The sequence below is a fragment of the Achromobacter sp. RT286_PF genome, from assembly GCF_059760425.1.
On the sequence record NZ_JCBAMR010000002.1, the window covers coordinates 355,107 to 369,982 of the forward strand.

General features: G+C 56.5%; 13 protein-coding genes. 4 read left to right on the plus strand and 9 right to left on the minus strand.

The features are described 5' to 3' along the window. The first annotated feature begins 674 nt into the window (after positions 1–674). The 4 genes from AC6LJY_RS03445 to AC6LJY_RS03460 all read left to right on the plus strand — a co-directional run bounded on the left by AC6LJY_RS03445 (position 675) and on the right by AC6LJY_RS03460 (position 2,494). Positions 675–899 carry a hypothetical protein gene (locus tag AC6LJY_RS03445; RefSeq protein WP_498135306.1) on the plus strand — a complete coding sequence of 75 codons (225 nt, stop codon included), beginning with the start codon at positions 675–677 and terminating at the stop codon, positions 897–899. 383 nt (positions 900–1,282) lie between these two features. Further along, on the plus strand, positions 1,283–1,690 hold the full coding sequence (locus tag AC6LJY_RS03450) for a hypothetical protein (protein WP_498135307.1): 408 nt from the start codon (positions 1,283–1,285) through the stop codon (positions 1,688–1,690). A gap of 121 nt (positions 1,691–1,811) precedes the next feature. Further along, entirely contained in the window at positions 1,812–2,018 is a 207-nt protein-coding gene (locus AC6LJY_RS03455; RefSeq protein WP_498135308.1) for a hypothetical protein, read from the plus strand. Between the two features lie 23 nt (positions 2,019–2,041). Beyond that, positions 2,042–2,494: a hypothetical protein gene (locus AC6LJY_RS03460; protein WP_498135309.1), complete on the plus strand. Its 453-nt coding sequence runs from the start codon at positions 2,042–2,044 to the stop codon at positions 2,492–2,494. A gap of 272 nt (positions 2,495–2,766) precedes the next feature. On the opposite strand, the gene AC6LJY_RS03465 is transcribed toward AC6LJY_RS03460, so the two are convergent. From AC6LJY_RS03465 to AC6LJY_RS03505, 9 genes are all read right to left on the minus strand, one after another. Next, entirely contained in the window at positions 2,767–3,807 is a 1,041-nt protein-coding gene (locus tag AC6LJY_RS03465; RefSeq protein ID WP_498135310.1) for a restriction endonuclease, read from the minus strand. Between the two features lie 165 nt (positions 3,808–3,972). Beyond that, positions 3,973–4,965 (minus strand): Abi family protein, encoded by a 993-nt coding sequence (locus AC6LJY_RS03470; protein WP_498135311.1) that lies wholly within the window; start codon positions 4,963–4,965, stop codon positions 3,973–3,975. A gap of 204 nt (positions 4,966–5,169) precedes the next feature. After that, complete coding sequence (locus tag AC6LJY_RS03475) at positions 5,170–8,160, minus strand: type I restriction endonuclease subunit R (protein ID WP_498135312.1); 2,991 nt, start codon at positions 8,158–8,160, stop codon at positions 5,170–5,172. Continuing rightward, a complete protein-coding gene (locus AC6LJY_RS03480; protein ID WP_498135313.1) occupies positions 8,157–9,383 on the minus strand; it encodes a restriction endonuclease subunit S in 1,227 nt (408 codons plus the stop codon). Before AC6LJY_RS03480 ends, AC6LJY_RS03475 begins: the two co-directional genes overlap by 4 nt. Further along, the gene (locus tag AC6LJY_RS03485; RefSeq protein WP_498135314.1) at positions 9,376–11,016 is read right to left on the minus strand and encodes a type I restriction-modification system subunit M; all 1,641 of its coding nucleotides are present in this window, start codon (positions 11,014–11,016) and stop codon (positions 9,376–9,378) included. The genes AC6LJY_RS03480 and AC6LJY_RS03485 overlap by 8 nt, the downstream gene beginning before the upstream one ends. Then, positions 11,004–12,506, minus strand: coding sequence for a type I restriction-modification system subunit M (locus AC6LJY_RS03490; protein WP_498135315.1), 1,503 nt, complete (start codon positions 12,504–12,506; stop codon positions 11,004–11,006). The genes AC6LJY_RS03485 and AC6LJY_RS03490 overlap by 13 nt, the downstream gene beginning before the upstream one ends. Before the next feature lie 288 nt (positions 12,507–12,794). Beyond that, positions 12,795–13,664, minus strand: a complete 870-nt coding sequence (locus AC6LJY_RS03495) for a site-specific integrase (RefSeq protein ID WP_498135316.1) — start codon at positions 13,662–13,664, stop codon at positions 12,795–12,797. Positions 13,665–13,846: 182 nt separating this feature from the next. Next, entirely contained in the window at positions 13,847–14,683 is an 837-nt protein-coding gene (locus AC6LJY_RS03500; protein ID WP_342066279.1) for a hypothetical protein, read from the minus strand. Continuing rightward, positions 14,619–14,816, minus strand: coding sequence for a helix-turn-helix transcriptional regulator (locus AC6LJY_RS03505; RefSeq protein ID WP_342066246.1), 198 nt, complete (start codon positions 14,814–14,816; stop codon positions 14,619–14,621). Before AC6LJY_RS03505 ends, AC6LJY_RS03500 begins: the two co-directional genes overlap by 65 nt. Positions 14,817–14,876 lie beyond the last annotated feature (60 nt).

Sequence of the window (14,876 nt, forward strand, 5' to 3'; positions counted from 1 at the left end):
ACTATCTATTTAATTTTAATGGGGAACCAAAGGTCGCCAAGGCATTTGTACTCAATTTTATACTCATTTTTCGGATAGGTAGACTGACGCTTCACGTCCTGCCTCCTAACATCCTGATTTTTATGCCTTTTACCTGTGGAAGCACGAACCGATAAATTTACAGGTAAGCACGATAGAAAGTTTACCCATCGCCCGCGCCACTCAGGAGGGTTCTTAGAGAGCGAATCGAAGACAGCCTGGGCTGACGCATCCAATAGGAGGTCTTGCCATGGGACCGCCCTTTCCCCCATCGTCTCAGAATTTGAGACCGAAGACCAAGCGGCGAGCTATGACCGCTGGTTCCGTGCAAATATTAGCCAGCATGGCCGAGCCGCGCCAAAGTGTTCCTCACGATGAAGCGATGGCCCGGAAGGACGCCCTCATCGAATCAGCGAAGAATTACCTCAGGATTGTTAAGAAGGTTGAGCGCAGCCCACAGGCGACGCGCATAATCAGGCAGCCCATCGAAAGCGCCGTGTTGCCCGCCGACGAACATCTTACTTGCACCGGCTTGGCGGGGTGCCACACACGCGTGAAATCGTGCCCTCCCCCGAACTACACAATGGTTTAAACGGTCATGAATACTGCCATTGAAGTGCTCAATGTGGTGCACGCCCGCACGGAGTATCCCTGATATGCCCGGCCAGTCCAAGACCACCTACTTTGGCCTGCCGGTCGTGCGTGACCGAGTACGAGTGGCGGACATTCGTCGCCTGCCGTTCTTCAATTTCTGGCAAGAAAGCGCCCAAGGCTCAACGATGGTTTGCGACGACCAGGGCGAGCCGTTCGTGCCCCTGTACGACTGGGAAGCCTTCGCCCGCCTATTCATCGAAACTGGCAAACACCGATACAGCGAGTAAAGCTCCTTTCTCGCAACGGAGGAGCCCTCGTCCCGGACAAGGCCAGAAAGTCCAGCACCGCGATGAGGCTGAACCAACGGACGGCCATCACATCAATGCTCATGGTTTGCTTGGATAGAGAAAGGTGTGGTTTATGTAGCAATGACCCGGCGCGCGGTCCCCCAACGTGCCCAGCTGCGTTGCAAGACTTGAAATGTCCGACACCAGGCCCATCCCGTCTGTCACAAACGATGATGAAGGGATCCCTCGAAATATTGGAATTGGAACCAGCTTGGGTCATGCTCCCTCGTTCAGGAAAGGTTCGTAACGAACTTTTGGAACGTGGAGCGTTGCGTGGCTGTGCCGCAGACAGCCATGTGCGAGATTCCAACCAGGACCAGCCCATGCCAGAGAAGCTAGACCAGTTACGTCAGCGATATCCCGCCATCTTTGCAAATCTCCGCTGGGGATTCATGTGCAATGACGGATGGTTTGACCTCATCGACGTGCTTTGCGAGCAGCTTCAATTCGCCACGGACCGCAACGGCGCGCCGCAGGTTGTCGCGGTCCAGGTGAAAGAAAAATTCGGCACGCTGAGCTTCTACACCCAGAATGCGAACAAGGCGCAGCGCGGAATGATTGCAATGGCTGCGGCAATGTCGGCGCGCCTCTGCGAGACGTGTCGCCAGCCAGGCCGGACGCTGGTGGCGGGAGCCTTCTGGCAAACGCGATGCGCGGCGCATACGCCGGAGGAGGCGGAGACGGCAGAGGAATTTCTAGCGAGTCGTGGCGTGTCGGGGATCGCGCCATAAGGACAAAAATTGGGCCGCCTCTCGAGTAAGAAAACGTCCTGAGAGCTACACCATTCTCACCGTCAGCGCGGGCGACGATCTCCTCTTCAAGCACTACCACCAGCCCAATAAGGGAAAGCGCATGGACATGCTCCTGCCGGAGGGCGCCTATGCCGAGTGGCTCACGGCCAGTGCCACGCAATGCCGGGGTTTTATGGTGCCCTTCAACTCCGACAAGCTGCTTGCCACACTCAAGGCCCGACCCCGTTTCCGTTGCCACAAGCTTTTCACCGCATTTCCCAAACTCTCCGTTCAGCTCCGAGCGGCGAATGATGGTCTGCGGCTTTGACTAGATCTACGGCTGCCGCCACGATGAAATACCAACAAGCCCGCCGCGCCACGCGCTTCTATCCTATTTGGAACAACTCCAGGCCGGGCTGCAATTTTTATGTGCCAATGAAAATCGCCGCCCAGCTATCGTCGTCGCTCCACGGCGGCCCACGGAAGGTTCCACGCTCATTCATCGTCACGGAGATGAATAGTGATGATCCAAGACAGAAATTAATTCGCCACTTCGAACACGATGAAATACCAAGACATCATCCGCCCGTGATGTCGGAGCTCATTGCGCCTCTTCAGTCTGAAGTCAATGTTGGGATTCGACGGCATCGTCGTAAATTCTCAATCGCCGAGGCGACAGCGCGGCTCATGGCCGCAAGCAGGTATCACAAGCCGTCTTCCTGGACGCACCGTAGAATGGGCTGTCCCCATCCGCCGCAGTGCATGATTCCTGAGGGCATCAAGCTCAGCGGCCACATTCTTTGAGCTCCAAGAATGCAGCTCAAAGAATGTGCAGACGCCGGGGACAAATAATATCCATGCGTCCATTTCGGATGCCGCATGGTGACAAATCTACGTGAACCAGGCGGGAACATCGTGTGCACATACAGGAATCAATGTGTGCACTGCGTGGCAACAACGAGGCAATTGACTGTGTGAGTAGTGTGGGAACAGTCCGCTCGAACGTGTAAACAGTATGGTAGCAATGTGCAAGGAATGAGCCGTCACTTCTTTCGATCTGACGGATCCCTGCACCCTCAGACTGTGTCTTCCTGAGAGGCAACCATCCATACCCGCTTCAGCGGCAACTCCGCCTTCAAGTCCTCGTCCAAACGCTCATATTGCTCAAACAATTGTTCGAGCAATTCTTTTTGCGTCCACAAACGAAGCCGGAAAAACTGGGAAGCCAGTTCCTTCTGTACATTCCCTTTGAAGCCACCCCATGCCACAAATAGCCCTTGATCGGCATTGAACTTTGTCATGGCACCAAGTAGCTTATCCACAGGCTCGCGGCCGATCGGTAAATCCTCTGATTTCACTTCAACACACAACCGTGGCGCGATGAAGCCCAACGGGCCTGCCCCCGCAAGAATGTCAGCACCACCATCAGCGCCTTCGGGGCTTCGATAGGTGGTGTAACCCTGCGCCTTCAGAATGCCCTCAACAAGGCGAGTTAGCCCATGCCCCTTGAAACGTGCAGATATCAGTGCCGCAATTTGGTCACGAATCAACTCGTCCAAGTCAGTGTCCGCCACCACTTCCTCATCAGTCGCCTCTATCGGCGCTTTTGCTGCGGCGGCCAAGGTCTCTGTTTTCCAATTGTTGGCGCGCATAGAGGCAATCCGCTGCTCAGCGTTGTTACGTCGGATCCGGCAAATGGTGAGGAACGCGCCGAACGAGAACAGTAAGTCCTTGCCAAAGTGTGTACGGGGTACAGCTTCGCCGATCCATTTGATGGCCCGAGAATGGAAGAAGGGATCAGGCCCCGCAACGTCCGCCTTGTAGTCGCCGATCAGCTCGCCGATATAAACGACTGGCTGTGTCTTCATCGGAAGCACAACCAGATCTCCCTTCTTCATTTCATGCGCAAAAGGCCAAATCTGACTTACCCAGTTCTGCAACGTTTTAGGCTTGGCCTCGGGATAGCGTTGCGCCATGACTGCCGTAAGTTCGCTCCGCTGCTGCAACTTGGAGAGATCTACGTTCAGGCCGCCCCACGTCACATAGACACGATTTTCCTGGATGAACTTTTGTTCGTATTCGCCGTGCGAACCGGCGCGAATGAGCCAAATTGCCATATTTCCCTTTCCTACCACCACGTTTTTGGCCCAGGCCCTCGTCGTCGACCTGTCACTGATCTTGACGAGCAGGGGCTCTTCAGCCTAGAATTGACCTCAACACGGCCCCTCTCAGTGACCTCGCCCCGGCGAGGAAGCTGCTGAGGGGTTTTTTATTGGGCCGCCCTACCAGTGCCTTTCCCAGTCGCCCGGAGCTCCCATACCGCCAAGGTTTAAGCCAAGGTGGTTCAGCTGGGGAAACGCCTGCAAATGCGACCTTATCCGATCTGGCCAGCTTGACCGGGGATTGACCACGCTCAGGAGATGCCGCGTGATCCTGAGCAAAAGGAAGCAGCGCGCACGCGCATGGGGATCAGCTTCAAATGGCGCAACCCACGCCAACTCGGCTGTTGTCGACAACTTCGGTTGATCCACAATGTTGCGGTTCCAGAGGCGGCTATGATGCGCGCAGACGTTACGAAGGTAGTTCAGGCTGCGCAGCCACGTAGCGAACACTCGACCATTCTTCACCCCATAGCGGCCCGCGATAGCATCCTGCTCGGACTCGCGCATTCCGTTGTATAAGGTCGAGAGCGTGCCAAAGTCCCAGACTTCGCAGGCGACCCAAATTGCCAACGGCAAGCCATATTTGGCCACGCTGTGACGCACAAACTCTTCTTTGGAACGACCAATCAGGTGGGCATGCTTTCCAAGCCAACCATGATGTCGCGTGACACCCGAAGTCGTGTCAAGCTCAACGCTAAACTCGTTATGGAACAGCTCGGGTTTGAGATAGGCAAACCGGTCAAGCCTGCCCAAGGTGTGAGACAGATCCACGCGCAGCGCCACCTCAACACGTTCAAGTGCGTCCATCACCAACAGACGCAGCTGTTTGTCGAAGACGTACAGGTCCACAGCATTCTGAAACGTCGCTCCCGCACGGAACGCATCTAGCGCGACCCGGTCCTCTTTTACCTTCTTTGGTTTCCTTCCGTGCTCGTCCAACATGCAGAGCAGCTCACTACGTTCGCGGAATGCAAACCAGTAGCCGCTTAACCGGTAGTAACCGATCCGTTCAAGACACCCGAGCGCGCGATCCCGGTCGGTAACAACCATTCCTCGAGCAACCAACTGATCCAGCTGGTCGGTGTAACTTTTCCATGGCTTTGCGTACGCCATTAACCCTCGCCATCGTCGCGTTGACCTTGATGCGAACGTTGCATCATTCTTACTGACCCTTAGCGCCTGACAGGCGTCCCCACATAACTGGAAAAATTCGCCTTGAGATGCTGGCGCATGGAAAAAGGGGCGAACTTTCCTCGACGCGCGGTGGAATTGCCCGATTGGCCTGCTGCCACCGTACCTCGTGCGGAATTCTGCATCTCAGTAGTATTGCCGGATGTAGTTGTATGCTTTCTCAAACAAATCTTCATCTGCATGAAGCTTGTATTTGAAGAGGGCTTTGCGCAGTGCCTTCTTGACCTCTCGTTCCCCCGCTTGGGTACTTTGCCAACCGGGAAAGCGGACAAGACGCACAATCTCGTCTATGTCTGCCACCACTCGCTCTACCATAATGGGAGTTTCGGATGTTTTGACCTCGTTGAACAATTCGGTCAACGCCGCTTTGCCTCGATCCTCGTCTTCTTCGGGGGGCACCTCGTTCTCGGCTTGCAGCGTTTGCTTAGCAATTTCGAGCAGCTGCTTTAGGAACTCGACGCTATTTATCTGTCCAGACTCGAATCGATCTCTTAGGGCATCAAGCCTCTCAGACAGCTTCTTGAACCTTGAGTTCACTCCCTTCCCGCGCAGCCTACGCTTGAGCTTGATCTCGATCTCCTTGGCCTTTTTCGGATCGGGATTCGAAAGTACCGCTTCAAGCAAGTCAGCATCTAGAACTAATGTTTCGAGATCATCCCGCACCGCATCCACATGCACGTTCTGATGAATCAACTCAATAGTCTTGGCACCTAGCGAATGCCAGATCAGCTTGCCGTGCCCGCTCGATGGCTGCACCGACTGATAAACCTGCGACAACCACTTGTAGTCTGCTTCGTACGGATTTAAAACCGCATCTGGCGACAGCGCCTCCCAAATCTTGTTGAGCACGCTGTACTCGGCGGCGAAGCCATCTCGCACTTCGTTAGTGGGCAAGCATTGTTGCGCGGCGATCAAGCCCTCATAGCCCAGCAAAGTCCGGTCGCAACCGACAAAAAAGGCCAAGCACTTCTGCATGGCCTGAGGCAGCTTATCTTTTAGCTCCTGAATGTTGCTGACCACTTGTTTGACGCTCTTGTCGTCAAATTCCAGCGCTGCCGCCACATCATCGAAGATGCCGAGGTAATCCACAATAAGACCATGAGTCTTCTGCTCGGAGTAGGTGCGGTTGACCCGGCAGATGGCCTGCAGCAGCGTGTGATCGCGCAGCGGCTTGTCCAAGTACATGGCCTGCAAGATCGGCGCATCGAAGCCGGTCAGCAGCTTGGCCGTAACGATGATCAGCTTCAGTGGGTCGGCCGGGTCGCGGAAGCGATCGAGCAGCCGTTCTTCTTCATCGCGTGAACGATCAAAGGCCGCATACTCTGGATGTTCCTTCTTGTCGGACGCCTGCACCGACATCACGATGTCTGTAGCCTCGGGCGGCAACAGCCTGTCCAGCTCGGCCTTGAACAGCAGGCAGGACTCCCGGTCGAAGGTGACAATCTGGCCCTTGAAGCCATTGGGCTCCACCTTGGTCTGGAAGTGCTCGACGATGTCCTCGCACACCTTGCGGATGCGCTCAGGCGTCTTGACCAGCACGGCCATCTTGGCGGCGGTCTTCGCTAGGTTGTCCTTGTCCAGATCTGACAGGCCGCCGGTCAGATCTTTGTAGGCGGCGTCCAGCGCGGCCTTGTCGATATGCAGGTCGATCAAGCGCGGCTCGAAGTGCAGTTTCAGCGTAGCACCGTCGCGGATCGACTCCTCGAACCCGTACCGGCTCATGTAGCCTTTCTCGTCCTCGTCGGCACCAAAGGCGTAGAAGGTGTTGCGGTCGGCACGGTTGATCGGCGTGCCGGTCAGGCCAAACAGAAACGCATTGGGCAGGGCCTCACGCATCTTGCGGCCCAAGTCGCCTTCCTGTGTGCGGTGGGCCTCGTCCACCAGGGCAATGATGTTGCTGCGGTCGTTGAGGCTGCCTGTGGCCTCGCCGAACTTGAAGATCGTCGTAATGATGATCTTGCGCACATCTTGCGCAAGCAGCTGCTGCAGCTTCTCGCGGGTGTCGGCTTTCTCAAGATTCGGGATGTCCGCCCCAGTGAAGGTGCCGGTGATCTGGCTATCGAGATCGATCCGGTCCACCACAATCAGCACAGTCGGATTCCTCAACCCTGCGTGCATGCGGAGCTTCTGCGCGGCAAACACCATCAGCAGAGATTTTCCCGAACCCTGGAAGTGCCAGATCAGGCCCTTCTTGGGGTAACCCGCCAGTACGCGTTCGACAATCTTGTTGGCCGCTTCGTACTGCTGATAGCGGCAGATGATCTTGTTGCGCTGCTTTCTCTTGTTGGTGGCGAACAGAGTGAAGCTGCCTAAAATATCCAGCACCACATTAGGCTGCAGCATGCTCTCAGCGGACAGTTTGAGCGACTTCAGCGGGTGGTGCTGCCCCTCGTCGTCATCACCATCCAGATGCCACGGGCCCCAGTCCTTAACGGGCAGGCCGATGGAGCCGTAGCGATAGGCCTTGCCTTCGGTCGCCACCGAGAACACGTTGCAGACGAAGAGCTCGGGTACGAACTTCTCGTAGTCATCGTGCACCTGTACAGCACCGTCAACCCAACTGATGCACTTCTTGACTGGCGTCTTGGCCTCGATCAGCACCAACGGAAGACCATTGACCAGCAACACCAGATCGGCGCGGCGTTCGGTGGGGCCGGCACGATATGTGTATTGCTGGGTGACGATGTACTGGTTCTGCGAAAGGTCATCGAAGTCAATCAACCGCACCGGCACATGTTCGTTGTTGTGGCCGAAGGGCATCGAGCGCTCACCACGCATCCACGCGGTCATTTCCTCGTTGGCGCGGATCAGCCCATCCGAGCGCACCGAGAGCACGATAGCGCGCAGCTTGTAGAGCACCTCGTCGGCGCGATCGGGTTGAGAGACAATCTCCGGGTTCAGGCGGATCAGCGCCTCACGCAGCCACGGCTCGACCAGCACTTCCTGGATCTGGCGCGGTACCTCAGCAGGGGCGGCGTAGCGCCAGCCGATGCCTTTGGGGCTGGGGCCGTAGCTGGCCTGAGGTTCCTGAACGGTGTTGGGCTGGACAGCCTTGATTGGGCCGGCGAGCAGGTCGCGGACGTAGGCTTCGACGGTATTGGACTCTGTAAAACTCATCTCGAAGCCCCCTCAGTAAGAACTTGATTCCTTATCGCGATTGCTGCCTGTGCGCGCTTCTTGAGTTGGGGAATAGCGGTTACTACTGCGGATAAAGCATCCACGACCGCTCTTTGTGAATCAGTCGCAACCAGAGGAAACTTCATTTCGGCAAACCGCTGGACACCCAGGTGCGCAATTGATGTTGTCTGTTTTGAAATCTGGACGAACCGAGATGTGTACTGGCAATATTGAAAGTAGTAATGCGCAAATTCAGACAACACGTCTCTGTTCGGGCGGAATCGGATCAGTGTGTTCTGGAAGCAGCAGTCGGGAACTTCGTCACGGAATACGGCACTGCGGCCAACAAGCTCACGGCTTTGGCCTTCGTTCAACAGCACATCGCCACTCTGAAGCTTGAAAGTCTCGAATTCACTTTCATTGAAGTCCATTTCATTGACATCACTCGTGTCAATGAACCCGTCAAAGACATTGGCTACTCGCAGATACTTTTTTGTGTTCTTCCCAGTCTTGTATTTTGGCGACAGTTGGCGACCCATAAGAATCGCGCCCGCATCACGCGCCTTGACCCACCGGCAACTGACTTCTGTCGCTAGAAATGGAATACGGACCATATCGCTACCCTGTAGCGCATCAAAGGTTTCAAGAAGCAGTGACTTCCTCAGCTTCTCCGCATGAGTCGCCGCATCTTCTGCTGCGGTTCGTGCTACCTCAGCGCTCGTAAGAAGCCGAACAACTCGCTGCTGTTCCTCCATCGAAGGCAGCGCAAACTCGAACTTCGCCAGATCTGAGAAGTTGATGTAGGGATTGACTGAACCTTTGGAGTTCTTGACCGAGAAATCATTGAACGCATCGGTCTGCATCAGGAACGGCAAGAACTCCGGCAAGAGCTCCTCGGGGTTCTTCGGCTCCAGCACGAAGGTCGTGTTTGCACAGATGCCGTCGAAATCGGCAACCGCGACCTTTCGCAGATAGGTTCGGCGTGAGCCGTACAGTACTTGGCCAGGCTTGAACCGCATATGGAATGCAGGCCCCAAGTAGCCCGAACCAATCTCACCCCAGCGACGAAGGCGGAGGTCATTGGTATCCATGTGGTCGCCTGCGATGTAGCGTTCCAGGCCGGAGGTTTCCGGATCGGCCTTTTCTTTGCATTGGCGCACCACCTCGCCGAACCTCACCCGACGCCAGTAGGGCTTCAGGGCTTTATTGTTCTTGTCAGACACGCTCGATGTCCTCCGTAATCAGTCCATCCAGCGTTTCCACCAGCGCGTCCATCTGTTGCCAGAACGCGCGGCCATGGTTTTGCCATTGACCCCAGGCAGAGCGCAGCGATACCGCGTCACCATTGCTGTCGGTGGCGATGGCGGCGGCAATGCGCTTCACGTACAGCGGGATCGACAAGTTGCCGGCATTGGCGTCGATTTCCGCCACAGTGGCCACCTTGGCGAAACCTGGCACGTCCACAAGGGTCTTGTAGGCGGTCAGGATGCGCTGCTGGTGCTCGGGCTTCAGGAAGCTCTGCGCCCGTTCGCGGGTTACCTCGCTCACCGCGTCAATGAAGATCACCTTGCCCTTGCGAGACGCGACCTTCTTGCGGTTGCAGATGACGATGCACGACTCCATCGGAGAGTTGTAGAACAGGTTGGGGCCCAAGCCGATGACGGCCTCGACCCAGTCCTGCTCGACCATCTTGGCGCGCATGGTCTGTTCTTCATTACGGAACAGCACGCCGTGGGGCCAGAGAACGGCACTACGCCCCTTGGCGGTGAGGCTGCTCAGGATGTGCTGCTGGAAGGCGTAATCGGCGCGGCCCTGCGGGGGAGTACCCAGCGAGTTACGGCCCCACTTGTCACTGCTCCAGGCTTCGCGATTCCACTGCTTGATGGAGTACGGCGGGTTGGCCAGGATCACGTCGAACTGGCGCAGGCGGTCGCCTTCAATGTGCTTTGGTTCGGCGAGGGTGTCGCCCCGAATGATCTCAAAGTCCTCCACTCCGTGCAGGAACAGGTTCATGCGAGCGATGGATGAGGTAATGAGGTTGCGCTCCTGCCCGTAGAGTTTGAGCGTGCGGTACTCGCCGCCCGAGCGCTTCACTTCGTCCAAGGCCGAGATCAGCATGCCACCGGTGCCACACGTGGGATCATAGATAGACTCGCCCGCTTGCGGTGCCAGAAGTTGCGTCATCAAATGGACGACGGTGCGATTGGTGTAAAACTCGGCTGCGGTGTGACCGGAGTCGTCCGCGAACTTTTTGATCAGGTATTCGTAGGCGTTGCCCAGTTCGTCCTCGGGCACGTTGGCCACCGAGAGCGTTTCGGTCGAGAAATGCTCGATCAGGTTCTTCAATGTTTCGTCGGGCAGACGCTCGCGGTTGGTCCACGGCGCATCGCCAAAGATGCCGTCGAGCAGATCCGGGTTGGCGGTTTCGATGGCGCGCATGGCCTTTTGGATGGCGGCACCGACGTTCTTTGGGGTCTGGCGTATGTCGTTCCAATGCGCGCCCTCGGTAATCTGGAAGCGATGGTTCTCCGCGAACTGCGCGTAGGAAAGGTCACCGCCGGAGTTGGCCAGCGCCGCTTGGTATTCCTCGTCCCAGACATCCGAGACGCGCTTGTAGAACAGCAGCGGAAAGATAAACTGCTTGTAGTCTCCGGCGTCGATGAGGCCGCGTAGCAACACGGCGGCACCCCACAGGTAGCTTTCGAGTTCTTGTTGGCTGATGCGCTTGGTGGTACGAAATTTCTCGTCTGCCATTTGGGAAAACCTTTCCTTCAATCGAGAGCGCGCAGCATTCGCCATTTCTTCCGTGAATATTTTGTTGTCTTTGAATGGGCGGTCGGAACTCACTTCAGCCATCCCCCTTCAGTCATTACCTTAGCGAGACGTTCTTCGGCCGCGCGGCAAAGGGAGAGCGCGTCCTTGAACGCCGCTATTGCGTCGGGCAGAGGTGGGATGTCTTCTTGCAATGGGGGCAGGACATAGCGCGAGATGTTCAGCGTCCAGTCTTCGGCTTTGATCTCGTTGAGGCTGACCACGCGGACCGCGTCCTGCACATCGACAAAGCCGCGATACCAGCCGAGGATCTCGGCGGCGTGCTCGGGTTCCAGATAGTTCTGCGCGCGGCCCCGGCGGAACAGGCGTGACGCATCGGCGATCAGTACTTTCTTCTTGTGCTTGACCGGTTTGCGCTTGCGCAAGATCAGGATGCACGCAGCGAGGCCGGTGCCGTAGAAAAGGTTGGGTGCCAGGCCGATCACGGCCTCGACCAAATCCATTTCCAGTAGCTTCTGTCGAATGTTGCCTTCCACACCTTTGCGGAACAGGGCGCCCTGGGGCAGCACCACAGCCATCCGGCCGCTGACGTCAGCCATTGACTTGACCATATGCTGCACCCAGGCAAAGTCACCGCTGGATGAGGGCGGCAGGCCGGCAAAGTTGCGGCCGAAGGGATCGTTCAGCCACAAGTCCTCGCCCCACTTTTCCAGCGAGAATGGCGGATTTGCAATCACACAGTCGAACGTAGCCAGTCGGTCGCCTTCGAAGAAGGCTGGGTTGCGCAGCGTGTCGCCGCGCACCACCTGGAAATCTTCGATGCCGTGAAGGAACAAGTTCATCCGCGCGATGGATGAGGTGGTGAGGTTTTTCTCTTGCCCGTACAGCTTGCCCCACAAGCGCTTCACGTCGCCGTGCTGTTCCTTTACGTGTTGGACAGCGGCCAGCAGCATGCCCCCGGTGCCGCAGGCCGGGTCGTAGATGGTCTCGGCTTCTTTGGGGTCGAGCATGTCGATCATCAGCCGCACCACGCTGCGCGGAGTGTAGAACTCGCCGGCCTTTTTGTTCGTGGCGTCGGCGAACTTCTTGATCAGGTACTCGTAGGCGTCGCCAAGCAGATCCGAGTTGACGTTCTTGTTGCCAAACGGCAGTTTGGAGAAGTGCTCGATCAAGTCCTTGAGCAGGGCATCAGACAGCCGCTCCTTGTTCGACCACTGGGCATCGCCGAACACGCCGTACAGGGTGTCGGGGTTAGCCTTTTCGATCTCGCGCATCGCGCGCTGAAGGGCCGTCCCGACATTACTGGCCTTGGTGCGAACGTCGTTCCAGTGGCAGTCTTCGGGGATCTGGAAGCGGTGCGATTCCGGAAACCAGGCCAGTTGCTCGTCGCCAGTCTCATCGACGATATCCTGGTACTCTTCATCCCAAACATCGCAGATGCGCTTGAAGAACAGCAGCGGAAAAATGTAGGTCTTGAAGTCAGCGGCATCCACCGGGCCACGCAGAATGTTGGCGGATTCCCAAAGGTGGCTTTCTAGTTGGTTCGCGGTAATTTTTGCAGAAGAATCGGTCATTTGGATGATGGCCTCATAGCCGACGACAGGCTTGGCTCATCAGGCATCAATTTATGCAGTTCGGCATACTGCAGCACTAGTACTTCGACCATCGAGGCAACGGACCGCCGCTCGCGTTCGGCAGCAAGTTGCAGGAGATGTTTAATCTCGGAAGATGTACGTATAGATAGAGTTTCGTCCTTACGGCGCGGCATACAGTTCTCGCATTGGCAGGTACTGCCAATGTACTGCATGTGACTTTTCTTTACAAGAAAACTAATGCCGATCTGACACTCAACTCAAAGGCCGTCAGAGCACTCTCGGCCCAGAGCTTGCCCAATCAGGCACAGATTTGATGTGGCGCTCGGCAGTGACGGCTACTGGCTGAAGAAATCTCCCCTTCGACTGCCCCGCCTGCCCATAGTATCGCCGCGTCTTAGCTGACAGATGCCCCAGCCCTCGGCTGACCGAGTCGGTTGACTGCGTGCGCTTCAGATCCGCCGCCCATTGATGCCGGAAACAATACGCCGTTATCGAGTGAGGATGCGTGGGCCAAAGGCATTGTGCCAATCGACGAACCTCAACGGTGAAGTTGAGCGCTTTCTCCACCTGCACACGGCAGGCCCCGTTGTCGAGCCGCCCCTCTAACTCCTGCCTGATAGCGCGCACCAGCGGATGCGGATCATTCGACCGATAGCTGATGCACCGATGCGGCTGCCCTTGTCCTCCACTAACCTTAACGCCATCGATCATGAAATTGATCTGGCCAATTTCTTCGGAGCCCCCGCTCTCCGAAATAACGACGCCGCGCTCCAACTCCGCCGGACGACAACCTGTCAGGGCTGCCACCAACATGGCAAGACCGTATTTTCCGTTTTCTGAACGCCGGCAAATCTGCTCACGCCAATCTGCTCGCAGCCCCTGCAAGGCTTGCCGTTTGCTAACGCGCCTGCGTCGAGTCTGGATAAACCCCTTTTTCTGCTGGTCATGATATTGCTGAAGCAAATCCAAATGACGCTGCCACTTGCCGGTCGTGTCGGAATCCGAAAAATCTGCTGGGCGCGGGGTGGCACTCATCTCCAACAGCAATTGCTCATGCTGCCTCACCAGCACATATCGAATCGCTGCCATCCTCTTAAAGTATGTAGACGAGCGGGACGTGGCCTGTACCACATCCATCAGGCCGGCTTCGGAATGGCTGGCCCTGTTCACCAACGACAAGGCTAATTTTGCATAATCTACAGCGGTCCGCCTGGTCACGCGCCCTGAAGAACCTGTCTCCCCTATAGCTATCGCAAAAAGCCTTTGACACTGGCGGACAAGGTCAGTCTCCTCAGGGTGGTTATGCAACACAACCATCCTCATGCCCCAGAACTGGCGGGAAGCAGGTTCTTCGCCAGATGCATGGTCAATGGATATGCCGCTCTGGGACGATTCGCGGAGCGGTACAGCCGAGCCATCGCATCGATCACTGCCTGGGGGTCGTGTCTCAACGAACCGTTCCGCAACGCATCCTGGAGAGCCCTGTGGACATCATCGTGAAATTGAGGCGGGACGGCCGACATATCCACAGGTTGCTGCCTACACGAGCCTGTTGTCGTTTCATTTAATAGTTTTCGTTGTTCGTTAGCGTTACGCTGGCCGTTTCCTGATGCACTATCGATAGGGTATCCATAGCCCTCGCCTGAGGTATCTTCTGACTGCACGCAATCCTGATCCAGTCTCTTGCGCTGCTCTACAGTCAATCGGCTCAGGAAGTCTGCCCAAAAGCTATCCCGCCATGCCTGCGGAATATCGCGTATCTGCTCCAACGTTCGTCCCAGCAGTTTCGGGCCGACAGTTTGCCGCGCGTTATGGTGCTCCCACCACACCTTCACCCAGACCATCAACTGATGTTCGTCATAGCAAGCTAGGTCTCTGTCCTGGAGCCGACCCAACACGTGCAGCCACTGTTCAGCCGTCCAGCCCAGCTCTGCCCCGGCATGGCGAGGCACAAGCGCATAGACCCCGGTGATATTGCTCTTGGGCCCCGTTAACAGGTGTAGGAGCGCAAATTTATCTTCGGAGGTGCAACCCTCCAACCTCGGTGCATGCCAGAATTTCTCGTCATCGATCGTTCTCTGCCGCCCCATTTCAACCCCCGCGTGCAGAAGTCGAGCGTGCATCAGCCTGGCTTTCCAGCCAGTGGTCCACTTCATGCTCTAAAAACCCGATCGCACGACCTCCCAGCTTGATGGGCTTGGGGAAATCTGTTTGCTGGCACAACCGCCAAAGCGTGGTTCGACTCAGCGCGATTTTTTTGCAGGTTTCTTGGATACGCAGAACGTTCATGGTTTGCCTCGAAACGAGTTGAATGAGAGGCGATGATCGTCCGTTCAGAGAGAAAAGTCG

Coding starts and splice junctions, on each gene's coding strand:
- AC6LJY_RS03490 (WP_498135315.1), bottom strand. CDS start 12,506: ATGACCGATTCTTCTGCAAAAATTACCGCGAACCAACTAGAAAGCCAC.
- AC6LJY_RS03455 (WP_498135308.1), top strand. CDS start 1,812: ATGGACATGCTCCTGCCGGAGGGCGCCTATGCCGAGTGGCTCACGGCC.
- AC6LJY_RS03450 (WP_498135307.1), top strand. CDS start 1,283: ATGCCAGAGAAGCTAGACCAGTTACGTCAGCGATATCCCGCCATCTTT.
- AC6LJY_RS03445 (WP_498135306.1), top strand. CDS start 675: ATGCCCGGCCAGTCCAAGACCACCTACTTTGGCCTGCCGGTCGTGCGT.
- AC6LJY_RS03465 (WP_498135310.1), bottom strand. CDS start 3,807: ATGGCAATTTGGCTCATTCGCGCCGGTTCGCACGGCGAATACGAACAA.
- AC6LJY_RS03475 (WP_498135312.1), bottom strand. CDS start 8,160: ATGAGTTTTACAGAGTCCAATACCGTCGAAGCCTACGTCCGCGACCTG.
- AC6LJY_RS03505 (WP_342066246.1), bottom strand. CDS start 14,816: ATGAACGTTCTGCGTATCCAAGAAACCTGCAAAAAAATCGCGCTGAGT.
- AC6LJY_RS03500 (WP_342066279.1), bottom strand. CDS start 14,683: ATGAAGTGGACCACTGGCTGGAAAGCCAGGCTGATGCACGCTCGACTT.
- AC6LJY_RS03470 (WP_498135311.1), bottom strand. CDS start 4,965: ATGGCGTACGCAAAGCCATGGAAAAGTTACACCGACCAGCTGGATCAG.
- AC6LJY_RS03495 (WP_498135316.1), bottom strand. CDS start 13,664: ATGGATGTGGTACAGGCCACGTCCCGCTCGTCTACATACTTTAAGAGG.
- AC6LJY_RS03460 (WP_498135309.1), top strand. CDS start 2,042: ATGAAATACCAACAAGCCCGCCGCGCCACGCGCTTCTATCCTATTTGG.
- AC6LJY_RS03485 (WP_498135314.1), bottom strand. CDS start 11,016: ATGGCTGAAGTGAGTTCCGACCGCCCATTCAAAGACAACAAAATATTC.